General features: G+C 70.7%; 23 protein-coding genes and 1 tRNA gene. 13 read left to right on the top strand and 11 right to left on the bottom strand.

The window, feature by feature from the left end; translation table 11 throughout:
• Positions 1–188 precede the first annotated feature (188 nt).
• Complete coding sequence (locus tag TN53_RS21920) at positions 189–1,010, top strand: nucleotidyltransferase domain-containing protein (protein ID WP_046260290.1); 822 nt, start codon at positions 189–191, stop codon at positions 1,008–1,010.
• A gap of 36 nt (positions 1,011–1,046) precedes the next feature.
• On the opposite strand, the gene TN53_RS21915 is transcribed toward TN53_RS21920, so the two are convergent.
• From TN53_RS21915 to TN53_RS45340, 4 genes are read right to left on the bottom strand one after another with little or no spacing between them, the layout of a single operon-like run.
• Positions 1,047–1,877: an MBL fold metallo-hydrolase gene (locus TN53_RS21915; RefSeq protein ID WP_046260289.1), complete on the bottom strand. Its 831-nt coding sequence runs from the start codon at positions 1,875–1,877 to the stop codon at positions 1,047–1,049.
• Positions 1,874–2,743: an NUDIX hydrolase gene (locus tag TN53_RS21910; RefSeq protein WP_046260288.1), complete on the bottom strand. Its 870-nt coding sequence runs from the start codon at positions 2,741–2,743 to the stop codon at positions 1,874–1,876. The genes TN53_RS21915 and TN53_RS21910 overlap by 4 nt, the downstream gene beginning before the upstream one ends.
• Before the next feature lie 54 nt (positions 2,744–2,797).
• Positions 2,798–3,265 carry a RidA family protein gene (locus TN53_RS21905; RefSeq protein WP_046260287.1) on the bottom strand — a complete coding sequence of 156 codons (468 nt, stop codon included), beginning with the start codon at positions 3,263–3,265 and terminating at the stop codon, positions 2,798–2,800.
• Positions 3,262–3,420, bottom strand: coding sequence for a DUF4177 domain-containing protein (locus TN53_RS45340; RefSeq protein ID WP_003967454.1), 159 nt, complete (start codon positions 3,418–3,420; stop codon positions 3,262–3,264). The genes TN53_RS21905 and TN53_RS45340 overlap by 4 nt, the downstream gene beginning before the upstream one ends.
• Positions 3,421–3,547: 127 nt before the next feature.
• On the opposite strand from TN53_RS45340, the gene TN53_RS21900 reads away from it, so the two are divergent.
• Together TN53_RS21900 and TN53_RS21895 are read left to right on the top strand one after the other, a co-directional pair.
• Positions 3,548–4,525, top strand: a complete 978-nt coding sequence (locus TN53_RS21900) for an ArsA family ATPase (protein ID WP_046260286.1) — start codon at positions 3,548–3,550, stop codon at positions 4,523–4,525.
• Positions 4,522–5,850: an ArsA family ATPase gene (locus tag TN53_RS21895; RefSeq protein WP_046260285.1), complete on the top strand. Its 1,329-nt coding sequence runs from the start codon at positions 4,522–4,524 to the stop codon at positions 5,848–5,850. Before TN53_RS21900 ends, TN53_RS21895 begins: the two co-directional genes overlap by 4 nt.
• Before the next feature lie 32 nt (positions 5,851–5,882).
• Here the strand turns inward: TN53_RS21895 and wblA are convergent, their stop codons facing one another.
• The gene (gene wblA, locus TN53_RS21890) at positions 5,883–6,221 is read right to left on the bottom strand and encodes a transcriptional regulator WblA (protein ID WP_046260284.1); all 339 of its coding nucleotides are present in this window, start codon (positions 6,219–6,221) and stop codon (positions 5,883–5,885) included.
• 514 nt (positions 6,222–6,735) lie between these two features.
• On the opposite strand from wblA, the gene TN53_RS21885 reads away from it, so the two are divergent.
• A complete protein-coding gene (locus TN53_RS21885) occupies positions 6,736–8,991 on the top strand; it encodes a transglycosylase domain-containing protein (RefSeq protein ID WP_046260283.1) in 2,256 nt (751 codons plus the stop codon).
• Positions 8,992–9,075: 84 nt separating this feature from the next.
• On the opposite strand, the gene TN53_RS21880 is transcribed toward TN53_RS21885, so the two are convergent.
• Positions 9,076–9,543 (bottom strand): GatB/YqeY domain-containing protein, encoded by a 468-nt coding sequence (locus TN53_RS21880; protein ID WP_046260282.1) that lies wholly within the window; start codon positions 9,541–9,543, stop codon positions 9,076–9,078.
• Positions 9,544–9,653: 110 nt separating this feature from the next.
• Between TN53_RS21880 and TN53_RS21875 the strand changes: the two genes are divergently transcribed.
• The 5 genes from TN53_RS21875 to TN53_RS21855 all read left to right on the top strand — a co-directional run bounded on the left by TN53_RS21875 (position 9,654) and on the right by TN53_RS21855 (position 12,985).
• Positions 9,654–10,580: a metallophosphoesterase gene (locus TN53_RS21875; RefSeq protein ID WP_046260324.1), complete on the top strand. Its 927-nt coding sequence runs from the start codon at positions 9,654–9,656 to the stop codon at positions 10,578–10,580.
• Positions 10,581–10,900: 320 nt separating this feature from the next.
• Positions 10,901–11,698 carry a Pr6Pr family membrane protein gene (locus TN53_RS21870; protein WP_046260281.1) on the top strand — a complete coding sequence of 266 codons (798 nt, stop codon included), beginning with the start codon at positions 10,901–10,903 and terminating at the stop codon, positions 11,696–11,698.
• A gap of 42 nt (positions 11,699–11,740) precedes the next feature.
• Positions 11,741–11,814: transfer RNA gene (locus tag TN53_RS21865), tRNA-Pro, on the top strand.
• 149 nt (positions 11,815–11,963) lie between these two features.
• Complete coding sequence (locus tag TN53_RS21860; protein WP_046260280.1) at positions 11,964–12,248, top strand: zinc-ribbon domain-containing protein; 285 nt, start codon at positions 11,964–11,966, stop codon at positions 12,246–12,248.
• Between the two features lie 56 nt (positions 12,249–12,304).
• Positions 12,305–12,985 carry an O-methyltransferase gene (locus tag TN53_RS21855; protein ID WP_046260279.1) on the top strand — a complete coding sequence of 227 codons (681 nt, stop codon included), beginning with the start codon at positions 12,305–12,307 and terminating at the stop codon, positions 12,983–12,985.
• A gap of 12 nt (positions 12,986–12,997) precedes the next feature.
• Here TN53_RS21855 and TN53_RS21850 read toward each other — a convergent pair whose 3' ends face one another.
• A complete protein-coding gene (locus TN53_RS21850; protein ID WP_046260278.1) occupies positions 12,998–13,759 on the bottom strand; it encodes an NAD(P)H-dependent oxidoreductase in 762 nt (253 codons plus the stop codon).
• Between the two features lie 99 nt (positions 13,760–13,858).
• On the opposite strand from TN53_RS21850, the gene TN53_RS21845 reads away from it, so the two are divergent.
• Entirely contained in the window at positions 13,859–14,704 is an 846-nt protein-coding gene (locus TN53_RS21845; RefSeq protein WP_046260277.1) for a helix-turn-helix domain-containing protein, read from the top strand.
• A 3-nt stretch (positions 14,705–14,707) separates the two neighbouring features.
• Here TN53_RS21845 and TN53_RS21840 read toward each other — a convergent pair whose 3' ends face one another.
• Together TN53_RS21840 and TN53_RS21835 are read right to left on the bottom strand one after the other, a co-directional pair.
• Positions 14,708–15,409: a TIGR03943 family putative permease subunit gene (locus TN53_RS21840; RefSeq protein WP_046260276.1), complete on the bottom strand. Its 702-nt coding sequence runs from the start codon at positions 15,407–15,409 to the stop codon at positions 14,708–14,710.
• Complete coding sequence (locus TN53_RS21835; protein ID WP_046260275.1) at positions 15,406–16,455, bottom strand: permease; 1,050 nt, start codon at positions 16,453–16,455, stop codon at positions 15,406–15,408. The genes TN53_RS21840 and TN53_RS21835 overlap by 4 nt, the downstream gene beginning before the upstream one ends.
• 223 nt (positions 16,456–16,678) lie before the next feature.
• On the opposite strand from TN53_RS21835, the gene TN53_RS21830 reads away from it, so the two are divergent.
• On the top strand, positions 16,679–18,592 hold the full coding sequence (locus tag TN53_RS21830; protein WP_046260274.1) for an NAD-binding protein: 1,914 nt from the start codon (positions 16,679–16,681) through the stop codon (positions 18,590–18,592).
• A 323-nt stretch (positions 18,593–18,915) separates the two neighbouring features.
• Here TN53_RS21830 and TN53_RS21825 read toward each other — a convergent pair whose 3' ends face one another.
• The gene (locus TN53_RS21825) at positions 18,916–20,739 is read right to left on the bottom strand and encodes a S9 family peptidase (RefSeq protein ID WP_046260273.1); all 1,824 of its coding nucleotides are present in this window, start codon (positions 20,737–20,739) and stop codon (positions 18,916–18,918) included.
• A 109-nt stretch (positions 20,740–20,848) separates the two neighbouring features.
• On the opposite strand from TN53_RS21825, the gene TN53_RS21820 reads away from it, so the two are divergent.
• Both TN53_RS21820 and TN53_RS21815 read left to right on the top strand, forming a co-directional pair.
• Positions 20,849–21,223, top strand: a complete 375-nt coding sequence (locus TN53_RS21820; RefSeq protein ID WP_046260272.1) for a nuclear transport factor 2 family protein — start codon at positions 20,849–20,851, stop codon at positions 21,221–21,223.
• Between the two features lie 43 nt (positions 21,224–21,266).
• Positions 21,267–22,064 carry an SURF1 family protein gene (locus TN53_RS21815; protein WP_046260271.1) on the top strand — a complete coding sequence of 266 codons (798 nt, stop codon included), beginning with the start codon at positions 21,267–21,269 and terminating at the stop codon, positions 22,062–22,064.
• Positions 22,065–22,112: 48 nt separating this feature from the next.
• Here TN53_RS21815 and TN53_RS21810 read toward each other — a convergent pair whose 3' ends face one another.
• Positions 22,113–23,159 carry a hypothetical protein gene (locus tag TN53_RS21810; RefSeq protein WP_046260270.1) on the bottom strand — a complete coding sequence of 349 codons (1,047 nt, stop codon included), beginning with the start codon at positions 23,157–23,159 and terminating at the stop codon, positions 22,113–22,115.
• Between the last annotated feature and the right edge of the window lie 5 nt (positions 23,160–23,164).

Genomic DNA, 23,164 nt, shown 5'->3' with positions numbered 1-23,164 from the left:
GGCCCCGACTTATGCCGCCGCCGCTGTCCTGGGGGCTGCGCCCCCAGACCCCCCTTCGGCCTGAACGGCCTCGTCCTCAATCGCCGGACGGGCTGAGATTTCCCGGACCGGCGCAACAGAGACCGACGCCCGTTCGGCCGCGCCGTAAATCCGCTGCTCCCGCCCCCTTGTGGCGGCACAGTGAACCCATGGCCGAAACCGTTCTACGCAAGGGTCTCGACGTCCAGGGCTACCTCGAGCGCGAAGGATCCCTCGCGCGCGTGCCGCACGCCTTCCGTCCGGTCGTCGCCGTGGCGCGGGACCGGCTGCTGGACGTGTTCGGGGCACGACTGCACAGCGCGTACCTCTACGGGTCGGTCCCGCGCGGCACCGCGCGCGTGGGCCGCAGCGACCTCGACCTGCTCGTCGCCCTGCACGAGGAACCGACGGACGCGGACCGCGAGGCGGCCCGGGCGCTCGACACAGCGCTGGACAAGGAGTTCCCGGAGATCGACGGGTCCGCGACGCTGCTCCACAGCCGGGCACGGCTGCTGAGCGAGGCGGAGACGTACGACATGGGGTGGTTCGTGGCCTGCCTGTGCACCCCGCTGCTCGGCGACGACCTCGCCGAGTACCTGCCGCGCTACCGCCCCGACTCACGGCTCGCCCGCGAGACCAACGGCGACCTCGCCCTGCTGCTGCCGCGCTGGCGCGAGCGGATCTCCCGCGCGGGCGGCTCGGAGGAGGCTCTGCGTCCCCTCGTGCGCTTCATGTCCCGCCACCTCGTCCGCACCGGCTTCACCCTCGTCATGCCCCGCTGGAACGGCTGGACGAGCGATCTGACGGAGATGGCGGAGGCGTTCGGCGCGTACTACCCGGAGCGGGCCGCGCACCTGCGGGCGGCGGCGGTGCGTGGGTACGCGCCGCGCGGCGACCGGGACGTGCTCATGTCGTACATCGACGATCTCGGGCCGTGGCTGGCGGAGGAGTACACGCGCGTGCACGGGGTGAAGGCGCCGCGCCCGGACTAGGCGTACGCGCGCGTGACGCGGAAGCGGACCGCCCCGCTAGATCAGCCCGTGCTCCTCCAGATAGTCCAGCTGCGCCCGCACCGACAGTTCCGCCGCCGGCCACAGGGACCGGTCCACGTCCGCGTACACGTGCGCGACGACCTGGCCCGGCGTCGCATACCCGTCCTCCACGGCTGTCTCCACCTGGGCGAGCCGATGAGCGCGGTGGGCGAGATAGAACTCCACCATCCCCTGTGCGTCCTCCAGGACGGGTCCATGGCCCGGGAGGACGGTGTGGACGCCGTCGTCGACCGTGAGGGACCTCAGACGCCTCAGGGAGTCCAGATAGTCGCCCAGGCGGCCGTCAGGGTGCGCCACGACCGTCGTACCGCGTCCCAGGACCGTGTCACCCGTCAGGACCGCCTGATCGGCCGGGAGATGGAAGCACAGGGAGTCCGAGGTGTGCCCCGGCGTCGGCACGACCCTCAGCTCCAGGCCGCCGACCCTGACCACGTCCCCGGCGCCAAGCCCCTCGTCGCCCAGCCGCAGCGCCGGGTCCAGCGCCCGCACCTTCGTGCCCGTGAGCTCGGCGAACCGCACGGCGCCCTCGGCATGGTCCGGGTGACCGTGCGTCAGCAGGGTCAGGGCGATGCGCTTGCCGGCCTTCTCTGCGGTGTCCACGACGTTGCGCAGATGCCCCTCGTGCAGCGGCCCGGGGTCGACCACGACGGCCAGCTCGGAGTCGGGCTCGGCGAGGATCCAGGTGTTCGTGCCGTCCAGGGTCATCGCGGACGCGTTGGGCGCGAGGACGTTGACGGCCCTCGGGGTGGCGGGTCCGGAAAGCACCCCGCCCCTCGGCTGGCCGGGAAGGGCTGCGGCGTCCGTCATGCGGGGGCTCCACCGGTCGGGATGTGCTTGGTGAACTCGTCGTGCCCCGGCCAGGACAGGACGATCTCGTCGTCGTCCAGGCGGGCCCGGGCCAGAACGGGGGTCAGGTCGCGGGCGGGGGCGTCCCTGAGGGCCTCGTCCGCGGTGTCGTACGGCGCCAGCTGGCGCAGGGTCGCGATCGTGGGCGGCATCATCAGCAGTTCGCCCTTGTCGTACGAGGCCGCCGCCTCGGCCGGGCCGATCCACACCGTGCGGTCCGCCTCCGTGGAGGCGTTGCGGGTGCGCTGGCCCTCGGGGAGGGCGGCGACGAAGAACCAGGTGTCGTAGCGGCGGGGTTCGAACTCCGGGGTGATCCAGCGGGTCCAGGCGCCCAGCAGGTCCGAGCGCAGCACCAGGTCGCGACGCTCCAGGAACTCGGCGAAACTCACGTCCCGCGCGACCAGGGCCTCGCGGTCCGCCTCCCAGTCCGCACCCGTGGTGTCACCGACCACCGAGTCCGGGGCCGGCCCGGCGAGCAGGACGCCCGCCTCCTCGTACGTCTCACGTACGGCCGCGCAGACGATCGCCTGGGCCTGCGCCTCGTCGACGCCGAGCCGCTCGGCCCACCACGCGCGCGTGGGGCCCGCCCAGCGGATCTGGTGGTCGTCGTCGCGAGGGTCGACGCCGCCGCCCGGATACGCGTACGCGCCTCCGGCGAAGGCCATGGAGGCGCGTCTGCGCAGCATGTGCACGACGGGACCCGCGGCGGTGTCCTTGAGGAGCATGACCGTGGCCGCGCGCTTGGGGACGACCGGGGTGAGCGTGCCGTCGGCGAGCGCACGGATACGTTCCGGCCAGTCCTGCGGAAACCACTGCCCATTCGCCATGGGCGGAGGCTATCCCGTGGTGCGTGAATGTTCGAGAGGTGCCCGGAGGTGCGGCTATGCCTCGGTGAGCTCCACCTGGACCTCGACCTCCACCGGTGCGTCCAGCGGCAGCACCGCCACCCCGACCGCGCTGCGCGCGTGGACGCCCTTGTCGCCGAGGACCGCGCCCAGCAGCTCGCTCGCGCCGTTGATGACACCCGGCTGGCCGGTGAAGTCCGACGCCGACGCCACGAACCCGACGACCTTCACCACACGCTTGACGCGGTCCAGATCACCGGCGACCGACTTGACGGCCGCCAGCGCGTTCAGCGCGCAGGTGCGGGCCAGGTCCTTGGCCTCCTCCGGGGTGACCTCCGCGCCCACCTTGCCGGTGACCGGGAGCTTGCCCTCGATCATCGGCAGCTGGCCCGAGGTGTACACGTACACGCCCGACTGCACGGCCGGCTGGTACGCGGCCAGCGGCGGGACGACCTCCGGCAGCGTCAGCCCGAGCTCGGCGAGCTTCGCCTCGACCGCGCTCACGCCTTCTCCCGCTTCAGGTAGGCCACCAGCTGCTCGGGGTTGTTCGGCCCGGGCACGACCTGGACGAGCTCCCAGCCGTCCTCGCCCCAGGTGTCCAGAATCTGCTTCGTGGCATGGACGAGCAGCGGCACGGTTGCGTATTCCCACTTGGTCATGTGGCCGACTTTAGCCGCTGACCACACACAGGCTTAGCTCCTGGGGGTCCGGGGGCCACCCCCCGGAAAAGCGCAGTATCCACAGCCTGCCGGTTGGTACCCGCATCGAATGGTTACGCTCGAAGACGTGAGCAGGCTCCAGGTCGTCAGTGGCAAGGGCGGCACCGGTAAGACGACGGTGGCCGCGGCTCTCGCGCTGGCCCTGGCCACCGAGGGGAAGCGCACGCTTCTCGTCGAGGTCGAGGGCCGCCAGGGCATCGCACAGCTCTTCGAGACGGAGGCATTGCCCTACGAGGAGAGAAAAATCGCGGTCGCACCGGGCGGCGGGGAGGTGTATGCCCTCGCCATCGATCCCGAACTGGCCCTTCTGGACTACCTCCAGATGTTCTACAAACTCGGTGGAGCCGGACGCGCCCTGAAGAAGCTCGGCGCCATCGACTTCGCCACCACCGTCGCGCCCGGTCTCAGGGACGTCCTGCTGACCGGCAAGGCGTGCGAGGCGGTGCGGCGCAAGGAGAAGTCCGGGCGGTTCGCCTACGACTACGTCGTGATGGACGCACCCCCCACCGGACGCATCACCCGCTTCCTCAACGTCAACGACGAGGTGGCGGGGCTCGCGAAGATAGGGCCGATACACAATCAGGCACAGGCGGTGATGCGGGTGCTGAAGTCGTCGGAGACGGCCGTGCACCTGGTGACGCTGCTGGAGGAGATGCCCGTCCAGGAGACCGCGGACGGGATCGCCGAACTGCGGGCGGCGAAGCTGCCGGTGGGGCGGATCATCGTGAACATGGTGCGTCCGGAGGTGTTGGACGCGGACGAGTTGGAACTCGTCCGGGGCACCACTCGTTCCTCCTTCGCACAGTCGCTGTCCGCCGCCGGGCTCGGCGGGGCGCGGCGCGGCGGGCATGCCGAGCGGCTGGTGGACCCGCTCCTGGCCCAGGCCGAGGAGTACGCCGAGCGGTACGCGCTGGAGCACGAACAGCGCGCGGTACTCGGCGAACTGGGCCTGCCGCTGCACGAACTGCCGCTGCTCGCCGAGGGCATGGATTTGGCGGGTCTGTACGAGCTGGCCACGGAACTGCGGAAGCAGGGGATGTCATGAGTCCGGACGTCGAGGGGCAGGCCAGGCAGCACCGCCTCTCCCCCGCGCGCATGCTCGACCTGGATCCGCTGGTCGACGATCCGGCGACACGCATCGTGGTGTGCTGCGGCTCGGGCGGCGTCGGCAAGACCACGACCGCGGCGGCGCTGGGCCTCAGGGCCGCCGAGCGCGGCCGGAAGGTCGTCGTCCTGACCATCGACCCGGCCCGCCGGCTCGCCCAGTCCATGGGCATCGACTCCCTCGACAACACCCCACGCCGTGTGAAGGGCGTCGAGGGCGACGGCGAGCTGCACGCGATGATGCTCGACATGAAGCGCACCTTCGACGAGATCGTCGAGGCGCACGCGGACCCCGAGCGGGCGTCCGCGATTCTCGGCAACCCCTTCTACCAGTCGCTCTCGGCGGGCTTCGCGGGCACGCAGGAGTACATGGCGATGGAGAAGCTGGGCCAGCTGCGGGCCCGCGACGAGTGGGACCTCATCGTCGTGGACACCCCGCCGTCCCGGTCCGCGCTGGACTTCCTGGACGCGCCCAAGCGGCTCGGGTCCTTCCTCGACGGCAAGCTGATCCGGCTGCTCACCGCCCCGGCCAAGCTCGGCGGGCGCGCGGGGATGAAGTTTCTGAACGTCGGAATGTCGATGATGACCGGCACCCTCGGCAAGCTGCTCGGCGGGCAGCTCCTCAAGGACGTCCAGACCTTCGTGTCCGCCATGGACTCGATGTTCGGCGGCTTCCGCACGCGCGCGGACGCGACGTACAAGCTGCTCCAGGCGCCCGGCACGGCGTTCCTGGTGGTCGCGGCGCCGGAGCGGGACGCGCTGCGGGAGGCCGCGTACTTCGTGGAGCGGCTGGCCGCCGAGGACATGCCGCTCGCGGGACTGGTGCTCAACCGGGTCCACGGCAGCGGCGCCGCCCGGCTGTCGGCCGAGCGGGCACTCGCCGCCGCGGAAAATCTTGAGGAGTCCCGCATTGTCGATCAGGAGGACGGGAAAGCTGGAGTTCGTAACTCTCCCGACACAGACGGCAGTTCAGAATCCTCCGCGTCCGACCACGCATCCGTTCCGGTGTCCGCCGAAGGCTCCCCCGCCGCGGACCGGACCGTCGAACAACTCACCGCAGGTCTGTTGAGACTGCATGCCGAGCGTATGCGGCTGCTCTCCCGCGAGCAGCGCACGCGTGACCGCTTCACCGCGCTCCACCCCGAAGTGGCGGTGGCAGAGGTGGCCGCGCTGCCCGGCGACGTACACGACCTCGCGGGGCTGCGAGACATCGGAACACGGCTCGCGGCCGGTCGGCCGGAGCTGCCCGAGACCGCGGACGGCTGAGCCACGCGGACGGGTCCCCAGGGGTCTCGCCCTCAGCTCACCGCCGCGTAGTGCTCGTACACCTCATCGTCGTCGAGGGGCAGAATGCCGACCCCTCGCTCGTACTCCGTACGCGCGGTCTCCAAGAGCCGGCGCCAGGAGGTCACGGTGGGCCGCCTGCGCAGCAGCGCACGGCGTTCCCGCTCCGTCATGCCTCCCCACACGCCGAACTCGACGCGGTTGTCGAGCGCGTCGGCCAGGCACTCCGTACGCACCGGGCATCCGGTGCACACCGCCTTGGCCCTGTTCTGCGCTGCTCCTTGAACGAACAGCTCATCTGGATCGGTAGTGCGGCAGGCCGCCTGCGCACTCCAGTCGGTTACCCAGCCCATACCGGCGCCGTCCTCTCCCGAATCGAGGCTCCCCCACGGCGGCAGCGGCATATTCACCGCCGCCAGTTGAGGACGTTACGGAAGGTGGGCACAGCGCAACACCCCCTTCGGGCCCAATCTTGAATGGCCCGAACGGACTATGCGTAAGCGGCAGATCACCCGGGGGAGTGAGCTGGCGACATGCGTGATCATCCCGGCAAAGCGGGACAGTTCAGTTGAGTCACAACGGGCACCAGGTGACACACAAGGCGGATTCGGACACGTCCCCATCAAAAAGTTGGGGAACCTCCGGAACGATTCGGGGTCGCCGGACGTATTGATACGTGGCCGCACTGCTGTGACAGTTGAGAGCAGCTTAGGCCAAGGCCTGCGCGCGTGTCCGGCGAATGAGAAGGTAGGCGCTCTCTTTGCCATGCGCTCGAAGAGCATGCCGAACACCCCGGCGGGCCTGCCGAACATCCCGAGGAGCAAGCGCTCCCTCCGAACGCTCATGAGTACGGATTAGGCTGCCCCCATGTCGAAGAAGCGCTCCGGTGGCGGTCTGTCCCCCGCCCAGCAGGCCGCCAAGTTCCTCGGTGTCAGCGTGCTCTCGGGTGCGGTGCTGGCCGGTATCGCGCTGCCCGCCTTCGGTGCGCTCGGTCTCGCGGCGAAGGGGTCGGTGGAGAGCTTCGACGAGCTCCCGGCCAACCTCAGGACGCCGCCGCTGAGCCAGCGCACCACGATCCTGGACGCCAAGGGCGGCACGATCGCCACGGTGTACTCGCGCGACCGCACGGTCGTCGAGCTCAAGGACGTCGCGCCGTACATGCAGAAGGCGATCGTCGCGATCGAGGACTCGCGCTTCTACAAGCACGGCGCGGTGGACCTGAAGGGCGTGCTGCGCGCGCTCAACAAGAACGTCCAGAGCAGCGGGGTCGCCGAAGGCGCCTCGACGCTCACCCAGCAGTACGTGAAGAACGTCTTTGTCGAGGAGGCCGGCGACGACCCGACGAAGGTCGCGCAGGCCACCCAGCAGACCCTCGGCCGCAAGATCAAGGAGCTGAAGTACGCGATTCAGGTCGAGGAGGAGCTCGGCAAGAAGAAGATCCTCGAGAACTACCTGAACATCACGTTCTTCGGCCAGCAGGCCTACGGCGTCGAGGCCGCGGCCCACCGCTACTTCTCCAAGTCCGCCAAGGACCTCACGCTGGCCGAGTCGGCGCTGCTCGCGGGCATCGTCCAGTCACCGAGCCGGTACGACCCGATCAACGACGAGGCCGAGGCCACCAAGCGGCGCAACATCGTGCTCCAGCGCATGGCCGAGGTCGGCGACGTCTCCCGCGCGGAAGCCGCCAAGGCCCAGGAGGAGAAGCTCGGCCTGAAGGTCAGCCAGCCCAAGAACGGCTGCATCACCGCCGTGAAGGGCGCCAGCTTCTTCTGCAAGTACGTCGAGGCCGTCTTCAAGAGCGACCCGGTCTTCGGCAAGACCAAGGAGGACCGCGCCAAGGTCTGGAACCAGGGCGGTCTGACGATCAAGACCACCCTCGACCCGCAGGCGCAGGACTCGGTCCAGGCCTCGCTCAAGGACCACGTCTACAAGTCGGACAAGGTCGCGGCCGCGGCCACCCTCGTCGAGCCCGGCACCGGCAAGATCGTCGGCATGGGCCAGTCGAAGCCGTACGGCTACGGCAAGAACGAGACCGAGCTCAACTTCTCGGTCGGCTACGGCATGGGCGGCTCCAACTACGGCTTCCCGACCGGTTCGACGTTCAAGCCGTTCGTCGCGGCGGCCGCGCTGGAGGAGGGCCGGCCGGCCAACCAGGAGTACTCGTCGCCGTACCAGATGGAGTACCCGAGCCCCGTCCAGACCTGTGACAGCAAGCCGTGGGTCAACTTGAACGGCGAGAAGCTGGAGAACGAGTCGGAGTCGGAGAAGGGCCCCTACCGCCTGCGCAAGGCGATGGAGCTGTCGGTCAACACCTACTTCGTGCAGATGATCTCCGACATCGGTCTGTGCCCCGTGGTCAACATGACCAACAAGCTCCAGGTCGTGCAGGGCAACGGCGACAAGCTGCCCGAGGTCCCCGCGATCGCGCTGGGTTCCAAGGGCATCTCCCCGCTGACGATGGCGACCGCGTACGCAGCCTTCGCCTCCCGCGGCATGTACTGCACGCCGATCGCCATCGAGTCGATCACCCAGAAGGTCGCTCAGCAGCAGAAGTCGCTGGAGGTCCCCAAGTCGACCTGCTCGCGCGCCATGTCCGAGACGACCGCGGACACCGTCAACCAGCTCCTCAAGGGCGTGGTCGACTCCGGTACCGGCCAGACGGCGGGCCTCTCCGACCGTGACAACGCCGGTAAGACGGGTACGACGGACTCCCGCAAGAACGCCTGGTTCGTCGGCTACACGCCGAACCTGTCGGGCGCGGTCTGGGTCGGCAGCGCCTCCCAGAAGGTCGAGATGAAGAACATCACGATCGGCGGCGTGTACAACGACCTCGTCTACGGCGGCAAGGTCCCGGGCCCGATCTGGAAGGACGCCATGACCGGCGCCCTCGCGGGCAAGGACGCCCCGCAGTTCAACTTCGTCGACATCCCGGAAGACAACCCGGGCCGCGGCGACGGGAACGGCAATGGGAACGGAAACGGCAACGGCGACGGGGACAACGGCGACGACAACGGCGGCCAGAACAACGGCGGCACGGACGGCGGGGCCTTCCCGAACCCGACCTTCTCGATCCCGGAGAACCTGTTCCAGGGCAACAACGGGAACGGCGGCCGCAACGGCTAGCCACTAGACGAAACGGCCCCTTCACCGTCGTACAGAGATCTCTGTACGACGGTGAAGGGGCCGTTCGCCGTTCGGCGCGGTCGGTCAGCCGGCCAGCAGCTTCTTCACGGTGGCGGCGACTCGGCCGCCCTCCGCCAGGCCCGCGACCTTCGGGTTCACGATCTTCATGACGGCGCCCATGGCCCGCGGCCCCTCGGCGCCCGCCGCCTTCGCCTCCTGGACGGCCTGGGCGACGATGTCGGTCAGCTCCTCGTCGGACAGCTGCTTGGGCAGGTACGTGGCGAGGAGCTCGCCCTCCGCCTTCTCCCGCTCGGCCGACTCGGCACGACCACCCTCGGCGAAGGCGTCGGCCGCCTCGCGGCGCTTCTTGGCCTCCTTGGTGATCACCTTGAGAACCTCGTCGTCGGAGAGCTCGCGCTTCTCCTTGCCCGCGACCTCCTCCTTGGTGATCGCGGCGAGCGTCATGCGCAGCGTCGAGGAGCGGAGCTCGTCGCGCTCCTTGATCGCGGCGGTGAGGTCTTCCTGCAGCTTCGACTTGAGCTTGGTGGTCATGTGACTGATTCTCGCAGGTGCGCAAGGCCGGACGCCCATCGATTTAAGGGGGTCGGCTCCAAAGGACGGCGGGGGACGGGGTACTTGCCGGGTCTGACACGATGGGACCCATGCGCGCGCGATACGGAGTACCTCTGTCGATCGCGGCGGCTGGCGCCGCCGGTCTGGTGTACGCGGCGGGCTTCGAAGCCCGCTCCTTCCGCCTCCGACGGGTGACGGTCCCCGTTCTCCCTGCCGGAATGCGTCCCCTGCGCATGCTCCAGGTCTCCGACATCCACATGGTCGGCGGTCAGCACAAGAAGCAGCGCTGGCTGCGTTCGCTGGCGGGCCTGCGCCCCGACTTCGTGATCAACACGGGCGACAACCTGTCGGACCCGGAGGGCGTACCGGAGGTCCTGGACGCGTTGGGGCCGCTGATGGAGTTCCCGGGGGCGTACGTCTTCGGCTCCAACGACTACTACGGCCCCAGGCCCCGCAACCCCGCCCGCTATCTGCTGGAGAAGACGAGCGGCCGCCACGGTCTGAACGGCAACCCGCCCGCCGTGGGCGTGGTCCACAACCCGTGGGAGGACCTGCGGGACGCTTTCGACACCGCGGGCTGGCTCAACCTGACCAACACCCGCGGCACCCTGAAGGTCGAGGGCGTGTCGATCGAGTTGACCGGCCTGGACGACCCGCACATCAAGCGCGACCGGTACGCGGAGGTGGCCGGCGGCCCGTCGTCCTCCGTGGACTTCTCGATGGGCGTGGTCCACGCGCCGTATCTGCGCGTCCTCGACGCCTACGCGGCCGACGACTACCCGCTGATCCTCGCCGGCCACACGCACGGCGGGCAGCTGTGCATCCCCTTCTACGGGGCGCTGGTCACCAACTGCGATCTGGACACGGAACGGGTGAAGGGTCTGTCGACGCACACGGCCGAGGGCAGGACGTCGTATCTGCACGTCTCGGCGGGGTGCGGGACGAACCGCTACACGCCGGTACGGTTCGCGTGTCCGCCGGAGGCGACGCTGCTGACGCTGGTGGCGCGGGGGTAGCTTTCGGGCGGGGGGGGGGGCGCGGGGTTGGGGGCGCGGGGTCGGGGGCATGGGTGCGCGGGGGCGGGTGGGCGGGTCCACGGGCTCGGGTCCACGGGCTCGGGTGCACGGGCTCGGGTGCACGAGTGCGCGGGTTTCACGGGCTCGGGTGCATGGGCCCGGGTTCACGGGCTCGGGTGCACGGGCGCTGGTGCACGGGCGCTGGTGCACGGGCGCTGGTGCACGGGCGCTGGTGCACGGGCGCTGGTGCACGGGCCGTGGGGTAACCCGCACGGCCCGCCCGTATCGCCCCTTTTGTCGGGGGTGCTTAGCGTGAGGACATGACCGCCCCGATACCCAGGGACATCCCGGATCTTCCCGCGATCCCGGGCATGCCCGCGCTGCTGCCCTCCCCCGTCCCCGCCACGGCGGTGGTGGCTCCCATACGCCGCCCCCTGGCCGCCACGTACCGCCTGCTGGTCGCTCTCGCGGCCGCGGCGACCGTGACGATCGATCTGCTCCTCGGCAGCCCAACCCGTGTGCTGAGCTACTTCTCGATCCAGAGCGCGATCCTGCTGGCGCTGGTGTCCGTGCTGTCGGCGAAGCGCGCGTGGAGCGCCCGCCGCCCGCTGCCGGCCGCACTGACGGGCGCGACGCTCCTCTACGTCCTGATCACGGGCTCGGTGTACCACCTGCTCCTGGCCGACACGACGACCCCGTTCTCGATGACGGGCGAGACGACTCCCCCGACCGGCTGGCAGTCCCTGGCGAACCACGCCCTCCACACGGGGCTCCCCATCGCGGCGGTCGTGGACTGGCTGTTCCTGACCGCACCCGGCCGCTTCCACCTCCGCCGGGCGGCGACCTGGCTCCTCTTCCCCCTGGCCTATCTGGCCTTCTCCTTCACCCGGGGCGAACTGCTCCTCCCCGGCACCCCGGCCCGTTACCTCTACCCCTTCCTCGACGTCGACCTCCACGGCTACAAGAGCGTCCTCGGCAACGCCCTCCTCCTCGGCCTCGCCTTCTACGCCCTCGCCATCCTCCTCGTAGCCCTCGACCACGCCCGCCCGAACCCCGTCCGCCACCGCGCCCACCACCGCGCGAAAACCGGATTTCGTCTCCAGCCACCAGTGGGCTAAAGTAAACGTCGTCGCCGCGACAAGCAGGACAAGCAGCGACATCGGGGTGTAGCGCAGCTTGGCAGCGCGCTTCGTTCGGGACGAAGAGGTCGTGGGTTCAAATCCCGCCACCCCGACAGCCGAGACATCAGGTGAGGCACCTAGGAATGTTCCTAGGTGCCTCACCTGTTTTGTTGGGGGTGGCTCGCGCGCCGAGGTCCACAGAGGTCGGCCGTAACCTTTGTCGGCAGGCAGACAGGCAGACACCACCCTGAAAGGACCCCGCGTGATCATCTTCGGCACCAAGGGCTACCTCTACCAGCTCGCGATACTCACCCTCGTCTGTGGCCAGTGCGGCAACCCCGCTGCCCACACGCTGCGTAAGCGGGTCACGAAGTTCACGCTGTTCTTCGTGCCGCTCTTCCCGTTCTCGACGAAGTTCTCGACGCAGTGCACCTTCTGCGGTGCGGAGCAGAAGATCACCAAGGAGCAGGCGGAGCAGCTGCAGGTGCAGGCCGTGGGTGGGCAGCAGACGTATGGGCCGCCGCAGCAGCAGCCCTACCAGCACTGAGCGATCTCAGGTACGTTCCCTTACGGAACTCACTCCGTATCGAAAGGGAACCCACTGTGCCGCAGGGGACGTCGCAGCAGACCTGGACCGCCGTCGACGACTACTTCGACGGGCTGCTCGTGGAGGAGGACGACGCGCTGCTCGCCGCGGTCCGCGACAGCGAGGCCGCCGAGCTGCCCGCGCACCAGGTCGCCGCCAACCAGGGGAAGTTGCTGCACCTGCTCGCCCGGATCCAGGGGGCCCGTTCCGTCCTGGAGATCGGCACCCTCGCGGGCTACAGCACCATCTGGCTCGCCCGTGCCCTGCCCGAGGGCGGGCGGCTGGTCACCCTGGAGGCCGATGAGCGGTGCGCCGAGGTCGCCGCCGCCAGTCTGGAGCGGGCCGGGGTCGGTCATCTCGTCGACCTCCGGGTCGGGAAGGCTGCCGACACACTGCCCGTCCTCGCCGACGAGGGAGCCGGGCCCTTCGACCTCGTCTTCATCGACGCCGACAAGCCGTCCAACCCCGAGTATCTGCGGTGGGCCCTGGAGCTCACCCGGCCCGGCAGTGTCATCGTCGGCGACAACGTCGTGCGCGACGGCGCCGTCACCGATCCGGACAGCGACGACCCCCGAGTGCAGGGGGTCCGCCGGTTTACCGAACTCATCGCCGAGCACCCGAAGTTGAGCGCCACGACCATCCAGACCGTCGGGTCCAAGGGGTACGACGGGTTCACTCTCGCCCTGGTCACCGACTGACGGAGTCGCCGGCTAGCGAACGTGCAGGTCCAGGCCCGCCGTCCCCGGTCGCTCCCTGCCCGGCAGCAGCCGCATGCCTCGGTCGTAGTCCCCGCCCGTCAACGACCGGAAGGGGACCGTGTCGGCGGTGAACAGGGTGTCCAGGCGCCTCGCGTACGCCTCTCGGGCCGCCTGGAAGCGGTCCTTTGGCAGCTCGTTGGCGTCGTAGATCGCGAAGGGCTCCAGCGGGGTCATGCCCGTGAACCAGAACAGACCGTGCTGCAGGGGGTGCAGTACGTCCGTGAGGCGGCCGTGGATGCCCCGGTCCGAGAAGGACGTCTCCCTGGCGCCCAGCGTCAACGACAGCAGGGCCCGGCGGCCCGTCAACGCGCTCTCGGCGTACGGCGGCGGGACCTGAGGACCGTAGGCGAAGCCGCCGGTGAAGACCCGGTCGATCCAGCCCTTCAGGATCGCCGGTGCCGAGAACCACCACATCGGGAACTGCAGGACGACCGCGTCCGACCAGCGGATCTTCTCCTGCTCCGCGGCGATGTCGGGAGACAAGTGGCCGCCCAGCGTGGCCTGTTCGGATACCGACATGACGTGCAGGCGGTGGTCCGGGGCGTGGTCGGGGTAGTCGTCGGCGTCGACGGTCGGCTTCCACTTCATCGCGTAGAGGTCGGAGAGCCGTACCTCGTGGCCCGCCGCGCGCAGGTGGTCCGCCGCGAACGTCGTCAACGCGCTGTTCAGGGAACGGGGATCGGGGTGGGCGCTGACGATCAGGATCTTCTTCATGCCGTCAGGTTCGCCCGGCTCCCCCGGCCCCAGCCAGAACCCCCTTCGACCGGTGGATCGTCAATCCTGGTATTGGCAGTGCCACGCATACTGGAGTTCATGGATGTGAGCTACGACGGTCAGCGGGCCCTCGGTGGGTTTCTGCGGGCCCGTCGCGGACGGGTCGCGCCGGAGCAGGCGGGGATCGGCGGTGCGGCCGGGGGCGTGCGGAACAAGCGGCGCCGGGTCCAGGGGCTGCGGCGCGAGGAGTTGGCGCAGCTCGCCGGGATCAGCGTGGACTACTACGTCCGTCTCGAGCAGGGGCGGGCCACCCAGCCGTCCGCCGAGGTGCTGGACGCGCTGGCACGGGCGCTCGGTCTCGACGCGGCGGAGCGGCGGCATCTCGACACCCTCGCCGCCGGGCGGCACGAGCCCGTGCCGGCCACCCGGATCGGGCCCGGGCTGCGGCGCGCGCTCGACGCCATGGACCGGCTGCCCGTCTTCGCCACCGACCACCGTCTCGATGTCGTCGCCTGGAACCGGCTGGGGGCCGCGCTCATGGGCGGCCTCGACGTGCCGGGGCGGCGCGATCCCAACAACGCGCGCTTCCTCTTCCTCGATCCCGCCGCCCGCGACCTGTATCCCGACTGGGAGGACCGGGCCGCCGAGGCGGTGGGGCAGTTGCGGGTCTCCGCCGGGCGGTATCCGGGCGACGGTGAGTTGGGCGCGCTGATCGCCGAACTGGCCGTTGGCAGTGGTGACTTCCGGCGGGTCTGGGACTCCGGTGTGGTCACGATGTGCTCCGCCGGGCGCAAGCGGCTGCGGCATCCCGTCGCAGGGTTGCTGGAGTTGGATTTCGAGACGCTGCATGTGCCCGCCGGGCCGGGCGAGTCAGGGCTCGTGCTGCATGTGTTCAGCGCGGAGGAGGGCACCGCGGAGGCCGTCGCCCTCGCGCGCCTGACGTGAGCGTCACTTGTTCCAGGTCTCGTCGTACGGGTCCGCGGGCGCCTTCACCGGCCGCGACGAGGTGACCGACAGATACGGGATCGGGCCGTTGTTCACCGGGTCCTTGGTCCGCTGGGGCGTGTAGGTGCCGGTGACCTCCAGCCAGGCGTCCGGCCGCAGGACCGGCGGGATCGTGCCGGTGAGGGCTACCTTCACCGGCTGGGCGTCGGCGGCACAGCAGTTGAGGGCCATGCGGACGAGATAGGGGTGGCCCGCTCGGTCCAGGGCGACGAAGCCGGTGACCTTGAGCTCGCGGTTCTTCAGGGACCGCCCGTGGTCGTAGACCGCGCGGCCCGCGTAGTCGGCCACGCCGAGGCGGAGCGGTCCCTTGGCGGGCAGGTCCTCATAGCCGTACGCCTGCTGCAGGGCCGTACCCGTGCGCATCGCGCTGTACGAGCCGAGGGCCGGCGGGGCGACCAGGACGAGGGCGAGGACGGGGAGGGCCAGAAGCCAGGAGACCCGGGGCTCGTGATGATGCTCCGCGTGGCCGCCGCGCCGCTCGTACCAGAGCGTGGCCACCGCCGCCGCGATCAGGACCGCGCCGGCGAGCAACAGCAGCGGGCGCAGGCCCGCCTTGACGTATCTGAGGTACAGGTCGGTGCTGCCCGCGTGCAGCAGGGTCGCGCCGAGCAGGAACATGACCGCCGACTGCGCGTGCCGGTTCACAGCAGCACCGCCCCGGTCAGCACCGACACCAGGACGGCGAGGACGAAGGTGGCGGGCGCGAAGCGCAGCGCGAAGCCGCGGCCGAAGGTGCCGGCCTGCATCGCGAACAGCTTCAGGTCGATCATCGGGCCGACCACCAGGAACGCGAGTCGTGCGGTGAGCGAGAACTGGGACAGGGACGCGGCGACGAAGGCGTCCGCCTCCGAGCAGATCGACAGCAGGACGGCCAGTACGGCGAGGGCGAGCACGGAGACGAACGGGTTCCCCGCCGCCGCACGCAGCCACTCCTGCGGTACGACCGCCTTCAGCGTCGCCGCCGCCATCGCGCCGACGACCAGGAAACCGCCGGCGTGCATCACGTCGTGCCGGACCGACCCCCAGAACGCCGCTCCCCTGCCCTGCCCCTCGTACGACGCGCGGGCCGGCGGCCGCAGCCAGTCGGTACGGCCGAGGCGCAGCCACAGCCAGCCCATCGCGCACGCCACGAACAGGCTGGCGACGAAACGGGCCAGGACCATCTCGGGGTTGTTCGGGAACGCGACCGCCGTCGCCGTCAGCACGATCGGGTTGATCGCCGGGGCCGAGAGAAGGAAGGCGATGGCCGCGGCGGGGGCGACGCCCCGGCGGACCAGGGCTCCGGCCACCGGGACGGACGCGCACTCGCAGCCGGGCAGCACCGCGCCCGCCACGCCCGCGACCGGGACCGCCAGGGCGGGGCGTTTCGGGAGCGCGCGGGCGAAGAACGACGCCGGTACGAACACCGCGATCGCCGCCGACAGCATCACACCGAGCACGAGGAAGGGGAGCGCCTGGACGACCACGGCCACGAACACCGTCATCCAGCTCTGCATCACCGGGGCGGCGAGCAGCCCGCGGATCGGGCCCTGCATGAGCAGCACCAGGAGCAGGAGCATCGTGAGCAGGAGGGGGGAGTTGAGGTGGCGGGCCTGGTCCTCCGGATGCGGGGCCTTCGGCTCGCCGCGCGTGGCGTCGGGTGGGCTCGGGGTGGCGTCGGGCCGGTTCGGCGCGGCTTTGGTGAGGGCCACGGGCGCGATACCTCCGGGCTCGGTGTGCGGTGCCTTTCCTCCCATACGGGCATTCTGGCGCCATTGCTCAACTCGACGCCGGATCATGACGGGAACCTTACGAATCGCGAGAAGCGGTGCCGCTGACCGGCCCCCTCCTGGAACCCCCCGCCCCGGTAAGGCACTCTTTCCCCTCGTGGGCAGCGTTCCGAATCAAGGTCAACAGGGTGCCGCCGCCACGCACATGGTGGTCTGCGGCGACGACGGGCTCGCGCATCGGCTGGCAGCCGAGTTGCGGGGCGTGTACGGGGAGCAGGTCACGCTTGTCGTGCCCGCGTCCGTGCGGAGTGTGCGGCCGCCGGTGGTGGGGCGGGCGCGGGCGGCTTCGGCGGCGTTGCTGGACCGGATGGTGAGTGCCGCCGGTGGCCGGGCGGGGGTGGTTGAACCCGCCGGTGGTGAACGGCTGCTGGAGGCCGCCGAGGCGACCGAGGCCGTGCTCGCCGACGCCGGGGTGGAGCGGGCCGCCGCGCTGGCGCTCGTGTACGACGACGACGAGACCAACATCCGTGCCGCGCTGACCGCCCGCCGGCTCAATCCCCGGCTGCGGCTCGTACTGCGGCTCTACAACCGGCGGTTGGGGCAGTACATCGAGGAACTCCTCGATCAGGCGTCGGCCTTGGCGTCCGGGGACGGCTCAGATGCCAACTCCGGGTCCGACTCCGGGTCCGGGGCCGGTTTCGATGCGTCTACGACCGTCCTGTCCGACGCCGACACCGCCGCGCCGGCGCTGGTGGCCAGTGCCGTCGCCGGGACGAGCAAGGTCGTGCAGACGGACGGCCTGTTGCTGCGGGCGGTGGAGCTGCCGCCGGGGGGCGGGGGCTCCGGGCGGGCCACGCTGGCGCTGCTGTCCGCGAGCGGTAACGGCACCGCGGGGCCCGACGGTGCCGATCCGGGCGGTGCCGAGCAGGGGCCGGAGCTGCTGCCGGACGCCGCGGCGGTACGGGCGGCCGGTGAGCGCGGGACCGTGGTGCTGGAGCAGGTGTCGTACGCGGCGCCCTCCATGTCTCCGGGGCGCAGTGTCGTGCCGCCGTTCGCCTCGCTCTTCTCGCGGCGGCTGCGGTGGTCGTTGGCCGGGCTGGTGGGGTGTGTGGCCGCGCTCGCCGTCGCGCTGACGGTGGTGACCGGGGAGCATCCGCTGTACGCCACGTACATGACCCTTCTCGATCTCTTCGCCATCAACGATCCCGCGCTCGGGGCGTCCACCGGGCGTCAGGTCCTGCAACTTCTCGCCGGGCTGGTCGGGTTGTTGTTGCTGCCGGTGCTGCTGGCCGCGGTGCTCGAGGCGCTGGGTACCTTTCGGACCGCGTCCACGTTGCGCAAGCCGCCGCGGGGGCTGGGTGGGCATGTGGTGCTGCTCGGGCTGGGGAAGATCGGCACTCGGGTGCTGACGCGGTTGCGGGAGCTGAACATCCCCGTGGTGTGCGTGGAGTCCGATCCCGAGGCCCGCGGGCTTGCCACCGCTCGGCGGCTGCGGGTGCCTGTGGTGCTCGGGGATGTCACTCAGGAAGGGGTGCTGGAGGCTGCCAAGGTGCATCGGGCGCATGCGTTGTTGGCGGTGACCAGTGCGGATACGACGAATCTGGAGGCCGCGTTGTATGCGCGGTCCGTGCGGCCGGATCTTCGGGTGGTGCTGCGGCTGTACGACGACGACTTCGCCACCGCGGTGTACCGGACGTTGCGGGCGGCTCATCCGCAGGCCTCCACTCGGAGTCGGAGTGTGTCTCATCTGGCTGCGCCCGCGTTTGCCGGGGCGATGATGGGGCGGCAGATTCTGGGGGCGATTCCGGTGGAGCGGCGGGTGTTGTTGTTCGCGGCGGTCGAGGTGGGTGGGCATCCGCAGTTGGAGGGGAGGACGGTCGGGGAGGCGTTTCGGGCGGGGGCGTGGCGGGTGTTGGCGTTGGATACGGCGTACTCCGGGCGGCGGGAGGAGTCTGCTGTGGAGGGGGCGTACGACGAGGTCGGGGCGCCGTCGGGGTTGGTGTGGGATCTGCCCGATACGTATGTACTGAAGGGGGCGGATCGGGTGGTGTTGGCGGCTACTCGGCGAGGGTTGGCGGAGTTGTTGGGGCGGCGGGCTCGGGAGCGGGCCGGAACGTAGGGGTGTGCGGTGGGTTGTTTCGCCCCCGCCGCCCCTACCCGTCCCATCCTCCAGGGGCGCCGCCCCTTCGACCCCGCTCCCTGGGGGCTCCGCCCCCAGACCCCCAACGGCCCTGAAGGGGCCTCGTCCTCAAACGCCGGACGGGCTGGAGGATGCGGCGCGGGTGGTGGGGGATCGGGACGGCAAAAGCCCTGTCCTCGAACCCCCGGACGGGCGGCGCGGCGCGGCTGGGGTGTCCCTCGGTGCCGGTCCGGCCCCCCTCGACCGGTTCGGCGCCGGGGACGATGCGTCCGGGGTTCAGGTGGGTCAGGGGGTCGGGTGGGTCAGGGGGTCGGGGGCAGGTGGCGGGTTGCGAAGTCCAGTTCCAGCGATACCTGTTTGATGCGTTCGTCCACTACCAGTGAGCCGTGGCCCGCGTCGTAGCGGTAGACCTCGTGGACCGCGCCGCGGGTCTCCAGGCGCTTGACGTAGTTGTCGATCTGACGGATGGGGCAGCGGGGGTCGTTGACGCCGGCCGAGATGTAGACCGGGGCCTTGACCTGGTCGACGTAGGTGAGCGGGGAGCTCGCCTCGAAGCGTTCGGGGACCTCTTCCGGGGTGCCGCCCAGGAGGGTGCGGTCCATGGCCTTCAGGGCTTCCATCTCGTCGTGGTACGCCGTGACGTAGTCGGCGACGGGGACGGCCGCGATGCCCAGGGTCCAGGCGTCGGGCTGGGTGCCGAGGCCGAGGAGGGTGAGGTAACCGCCCCAGGAACCGCCGGTCAGGATCAGACGGGTGGGGTCGGCCAGGCCCGTGCTCACGGCCCATTCCCTGACCGCCGCGATGTCCTCCAGCTCGATCAGACCGACCCGGTGCTTCAGGGCGTCCGTCCACGCACGGCCGTAGCCCGTCGAACCGCGGTAGTTGACCCGCACCACCGCGTACCCGTGGTCGATCCATGCCGCCGGGCCGGCCGCGAACGCGTCACTGTCGTGCCAGGTCGGGCCGCCGTGGATGTCGAAGACCGTGGGCAGGGGGCCGGTCGCGCCCCGCGGCTTCTGGACCAGGGCGTGGATGCGGCCGCCCGGGCCCTCCACCCAGACGTCCTCCACCGGGACCGAGCCCGGGGACTTCGGGCCCGGCGGGTCCAGGACGATACGGCCCGTCGTCGAGCGGACCGTCGACGGTTCGGCGGCCGAGGACCACAGGTACTCGACGCTGCCGTCGGGGCGGGCGGTCGCGCCGGAGACCGAGCCGGGCGGGGTCGGGATCCGCACCGGTTCGCAGGTCGCCAGGTCGTAGCGGAACAACTCGCTGCGGGCCTCGAAGCTGTGCGCGATGAGCAGACCGGTGCCGTCCGGGTACCACTCGGCGCTCACGTCACCGGGCAGGTCGAGGGCGAGGTCGGTCTCCTCGCCGGTCGAGACGTCCCACACCAGGGGTTCCCAGCGGCCCCGGCGCTGGTGGCCGATCAGCAGGCGCGGGTCGCCGTCGACCGGGGCGAAGCCCAGGACCTCCAGGCCCAGCTCCTGGGTGCCGTCCTTGGTGTCGTCGAGGTCGGCGACCGCCGTGCCGTCGGGGCGGACCACCCGCAGGGCCGAGTGCATCGCGTCGCCGTGCTCGGTGTGCTCCAGGGCGATCAGCGAGCCGTCGTGGGAGAGGTCGCCGACGCCCGCGGACTCGCGGTGGCGGTAGATCTCCACCGGCTGCTCGCCCTCGCGGGCGACATAGATCGTCGTACCGTCCTCGTCGGTGGAGCGGCCCACCACCGCCGTACGGCCGTCCCGGGCGAGGGCGAGGCCCGCCGGGTAGGAGGCGTCCAGGCCCGGTGCCGCGAGGTCGTCCTCGCCGCCCGCGAACGACTGCCGGCGCCAGACACCGAACTCGTCGCCGTCCTTGTCGTCGAACCACCAGATCCACGCGCCGTCCGGGGAGAGCACGCCGTCCGTCGTGCCGTTCGGCCGGTCGGTCACCTGGCGCTGCTCGTCCGTGGCGCGGTCCCAGGCGTACAGCTCGTACGTCCCCGTCGCGTTCGACACGAACAGGGAGCGGTCAGGTGCGTCCTCCGCCCAGTCGGGCAGGGACACCCGGGGCGCCCGGAAGCGCTTCTCCCAGTCCGGCGTCGGTTCGTTCTGCTCGGGCGAGACGGACCCGTTGCTCTCAGTCATGGCCCCATAGTGCCTGGCCCCGCCGACAATGCGCCGCCGAGGCCCCCAGCCTGTGGACAACCTCCACCGCGGGGCCCCGTTGTCAGTGGCCGGGTGCAGACTCGACCGCATGACAGATCTGCGCAAGACGGTCGAGACCTTCTGGGCCACCGCCGAGGCCCGGGACTGGGACGCGTTCGCCGGCACGCTGGCCGAGGACGTGGTGTACACGCTGCCGCAGACACGTGAGCGGATCAGCGGGCGAGAACAGTTCGTGCGGTTCAACCGGGAGTATCCGGGTGACTGGCATCTGCGGATCGAGCGGATCGTCGCCGAGCCGGGGCAGGTGGTCACCTGGGCCCACTTCACGGTGGGGCTGGAGGAGATGTACGCCATCGCGTTCTTCACCGGGGACGAGCACGGCCGGATATCCGCCATGACCGACTTCTGGCCGGAGCCGTACGAGCCGCCGGCGGGGCGGGAGCATCTCGTCGAGAGGTACTGACCCCGCGGGCCACAGCTCGCGGACTGCCCCGTACCGTTGAGGTGTGTACCGGTTTCTGCTGACGCCCCGTTGGTGGGGGATCAACGTCTTCGTGCTGCTCGCCATCCCCTTCTGTGTGTTCATGGGGTCCTGGCAGCTGAGCCGGTTCGAGGACCGGATGGCGGATCACGACCGGGCGACCTCGCAGGTCGCGACCGACGCGGGGGATGCCGCGCGGCCGCTGGCCGACCTGCTGCCGGTGGACAAGGAGACGTCCGGGGCGCAGGCCACCGCGACCGGGCGGTACGGAAAGCAGTTGCTGGTACCGGGGCGGGAGCTGGACGGCAAGCCCGGCTCTTACGTGCTGACGTTGCTGCGGACCGACGGCGGCAAGGCACTGCCCGTGGTGCGGGGATGGCTGCCGGGGACCGCGGACGCCGCGAAGGCTCCGGCCGCGCCCTCGGGCGAGGTCACCGTCACGGGGGCCCTGCAGGCGTCCGAGCAGCCCGGTGAGAACGGGGTCAGTGCACAGGGCGGGCTGCCGGCCGGGCAGACGTCGGCGATCAGCGCGGCTTCGCTGGTGAACCTCGTGTCGTACGACGTGTACGACGCCTGGGTCACCCTCAACACCGGGGACTCGGGGATGAAGGCGGTGCCCGCGGCCGCGGCTCCGGACACCGGGCTGAATCTCAAGGCGTTCCAGAACCTCGGTTACACCGGCGAGTGGTTCGTCTTCGCCGGGTTCGTGGTCTTCATGTGGTTCCGGCTGATCCGGCGCGAGGTGGAGTTCGTGCGGGATGCCGAACTCGGGCTGCTGCCCGAGCCGGAGCCGGCGTCGGGCGATCAGCCCGCGTCGGTGTGACGCCGAGCCCGACCGGTCTCCTGCCGCACCGGCTCCACGCCGCCCGTGCTACGCCGTCGGCGTCAGCACACCCGTCCAGTACACCGTGCCCGCGCATGCGTTCGTCAGCGTCGCCGACGTCGACGGGGCGCCGCCCTCGGCCGTGCCGGTGATCGTCACGCTGCCGTCCACCGTGCCGTCCGCCGTCATCAGCTGGGTGGAGGTCCCGGTGTCACCGCCCGTGGAGGTGCCCTCCGTGGTTCCGGAGTTCTCGGTGGGGCTGGGTGTGGTGGTGGGACCGCCGGTGGAGCCGCCGTCGCTGCCGCTGTCCACGGGGCAGGTCTCCGAGGGGACCCAGGCGAACCTCACGATGTAGGAGGAGCCGGGCTGCAGGCTCAGGGAGGCGAGTTCGAGGGACGGGTCGGGCAGGGAGACCGCCGCGTCACCGGAGACATGCCGCTGTGGGGCGACCTTGGTGGGGTCCGCCGCGCCCGACGTGGTCGGGACCACGGTGCCCGGACCGGTGACCAGGCAGGCCGCGGTCGAGCCGTTGGTGAAGGTGAACGTGCCGTACACCGCGCCGGCCGAGTCGGCGGGGTCGACGCTGGCGGTCGGTGTACCGAGGTCCGTGGCCGTGCACGCGGGGACACCCGCCGTGCTGGTGGCCGAGGGACCGGAGCTGTCGCTGCCCCCGGTGCCGGTGCCGGTGCCCTTGTCCTTGTCGTCTTCCTTCGAGCTGCCCTTGTCCTTGTCCTCGACCTTGCCGGCGGAACCGCCGGAGGTGCTCTCGCCGCCGTCCGGGCCCTTGCCCTGGCTCGCGCCGCCCTGGGTCTGCGAGGAGTGGCCGGCGTTGAAGGGGTCGGCGTCGGAGCCGGTGGCGCCCGAGACGTGCAGCAGGGCCGGGACGGCGGTACCGACGAAGAGCGCGGCGGCCGCCATGCCGACCAGGGCCTGCCGCTTGCGGGCCCGTCGGGCGGGTACCGCGGTGCGCAGATGGTCGAGCGTGCCGTCGCGCGGCTCGATCTCCTCGACCGCGTGCTGCAGCATGCGGCGCAGTGCCAGCTCGTCCGAGTCGAGCCCTCCCGAGGGGCTCTGGTCGTCGAGGCCGTGGTTCACAGTTC

Origin of the sequence: Streptomyces sp. WM6386 (assembly GCF_000972385.1) — a bacterium.
GTDB lineage: Bacteria > Actinomycetota > Actinomycetes > Streptomycetales > Streptomycetaceae > Streptomyces.
The sequence above is the reverse complement of the archived record's forward strand: the minus strand, read 5'-3'. Positions and strand labels throughout refer to the sequence as shown.

Excerpts from the sequence above, each read along its gene's own strand:
- TN53_RS21920 (WP_046260290.1), top strand. The coding sequence starts at position 189 with ATGGCCGAAACCGTTCTACGCAAGGGTCTCGACGTCCAGGGCTACCTC.
- TN53_RS21915 (WP_046260289.1), bottom strand. The coding sequence starts at position 1,877 with ATGACGGACGCCGCAGCCCTTCCCGGCCAGCCGAGGGGCGGGGTGCTT.
- TN53_RS21910 (WP_046260288.1), bottom strand. The coding sequence starts at position 2,743 with ATGGCGAATGGGCAGTGGTTTCCGCAGGACTGGCCGGAACGTATCCGT.
- TN53_RS45340 (WP_003967454.1), bottom strand. The coding sequence starts at position 3,420 with ATGACCAAGTGGGAATACGCAACCGTGCCGCTGCTCGTCCATGCCACG.
- TN53_RS21895 (WP_046260285.1), top strand. The coding sequence starts at position 4,522 with ATGAGTCCGGACGTCGAGGGGCAGGCCAGGCAGCACCGCCTCTCCCCC.
- wblA (WP_046260284.1), bottom strand. The coding sequence starts at position 6,221 with ATGGGCTGGGTAACCGACTGGAGTGCGCAGGCGGCCTGCCGCACTACC.
- TN53_RS21885 (WP_046260283.1), top strand. The coding sequence starts at position 6,736 with ATGTCGAAGAAGCGCTCCGGTGGCGGTCTGTCCCCCGCCCAGCAGGCC.
- TN53_RS21880 (WP_046260282.1), bottom strand. The coding sequence starts at position 9,543 with ATGACCACCAAGCTCAAGTCGAAGCTGCAGGAAGACCTCACCGCCGCG.
- TN53_RS21875 (WP_046260324.1), top strand. The coding sequence starts at position 9,654 with ATGCGCGCGCGATACGGAGTACCTCTGTCGATCGCGGCGGCTGGCGCC.
- TN53_RS21870 (WP_046260281.1), top strand. The coding sequence starts at position 10,901 with ATGACCGCCCCGATACCCAGGGACATCCCGGATCTTCCCGCGATCCCG.
- TN53_RS21850 (WP_046260278.1), bottom strand. The coding sequence starts at position 13,759 with ATGAAGAAGATCCTGATCGTCAGCGCCCACCCCGATCCCCGTTCCCTG.
- TN53_RS21845 (WP_046260277.1), top strand. The coding sequence starts at position 13,859 with ATGGATGTGAGCTACGACGGTCAGCGGGCCCTCGGTGGGTTTCTGCGG.
- TN53_RS21830 (WP_046260274.1), top strand. The coding sequence starts at position 16,679 with ATGGTGGTCTGCGGCGACGACGGGCTCGCGCATCGGCTGGCAGCCGAG.
- TN53_RS21825 (WP_046260273.1), bottom strand. The coding sequence starts at position 20,739 with ATGACTGAGAGCAACGGGTCCGTCTCGCCCGAGCAGAACGAACCGACG.
- TN53_RS21820 (WP_046260272.1), top strand. The coding sequence starts at position 20,849 with ATGACAGATCTGCGCAAGACGGTCGAGACCTTCTGGGCCACCGCCGAG.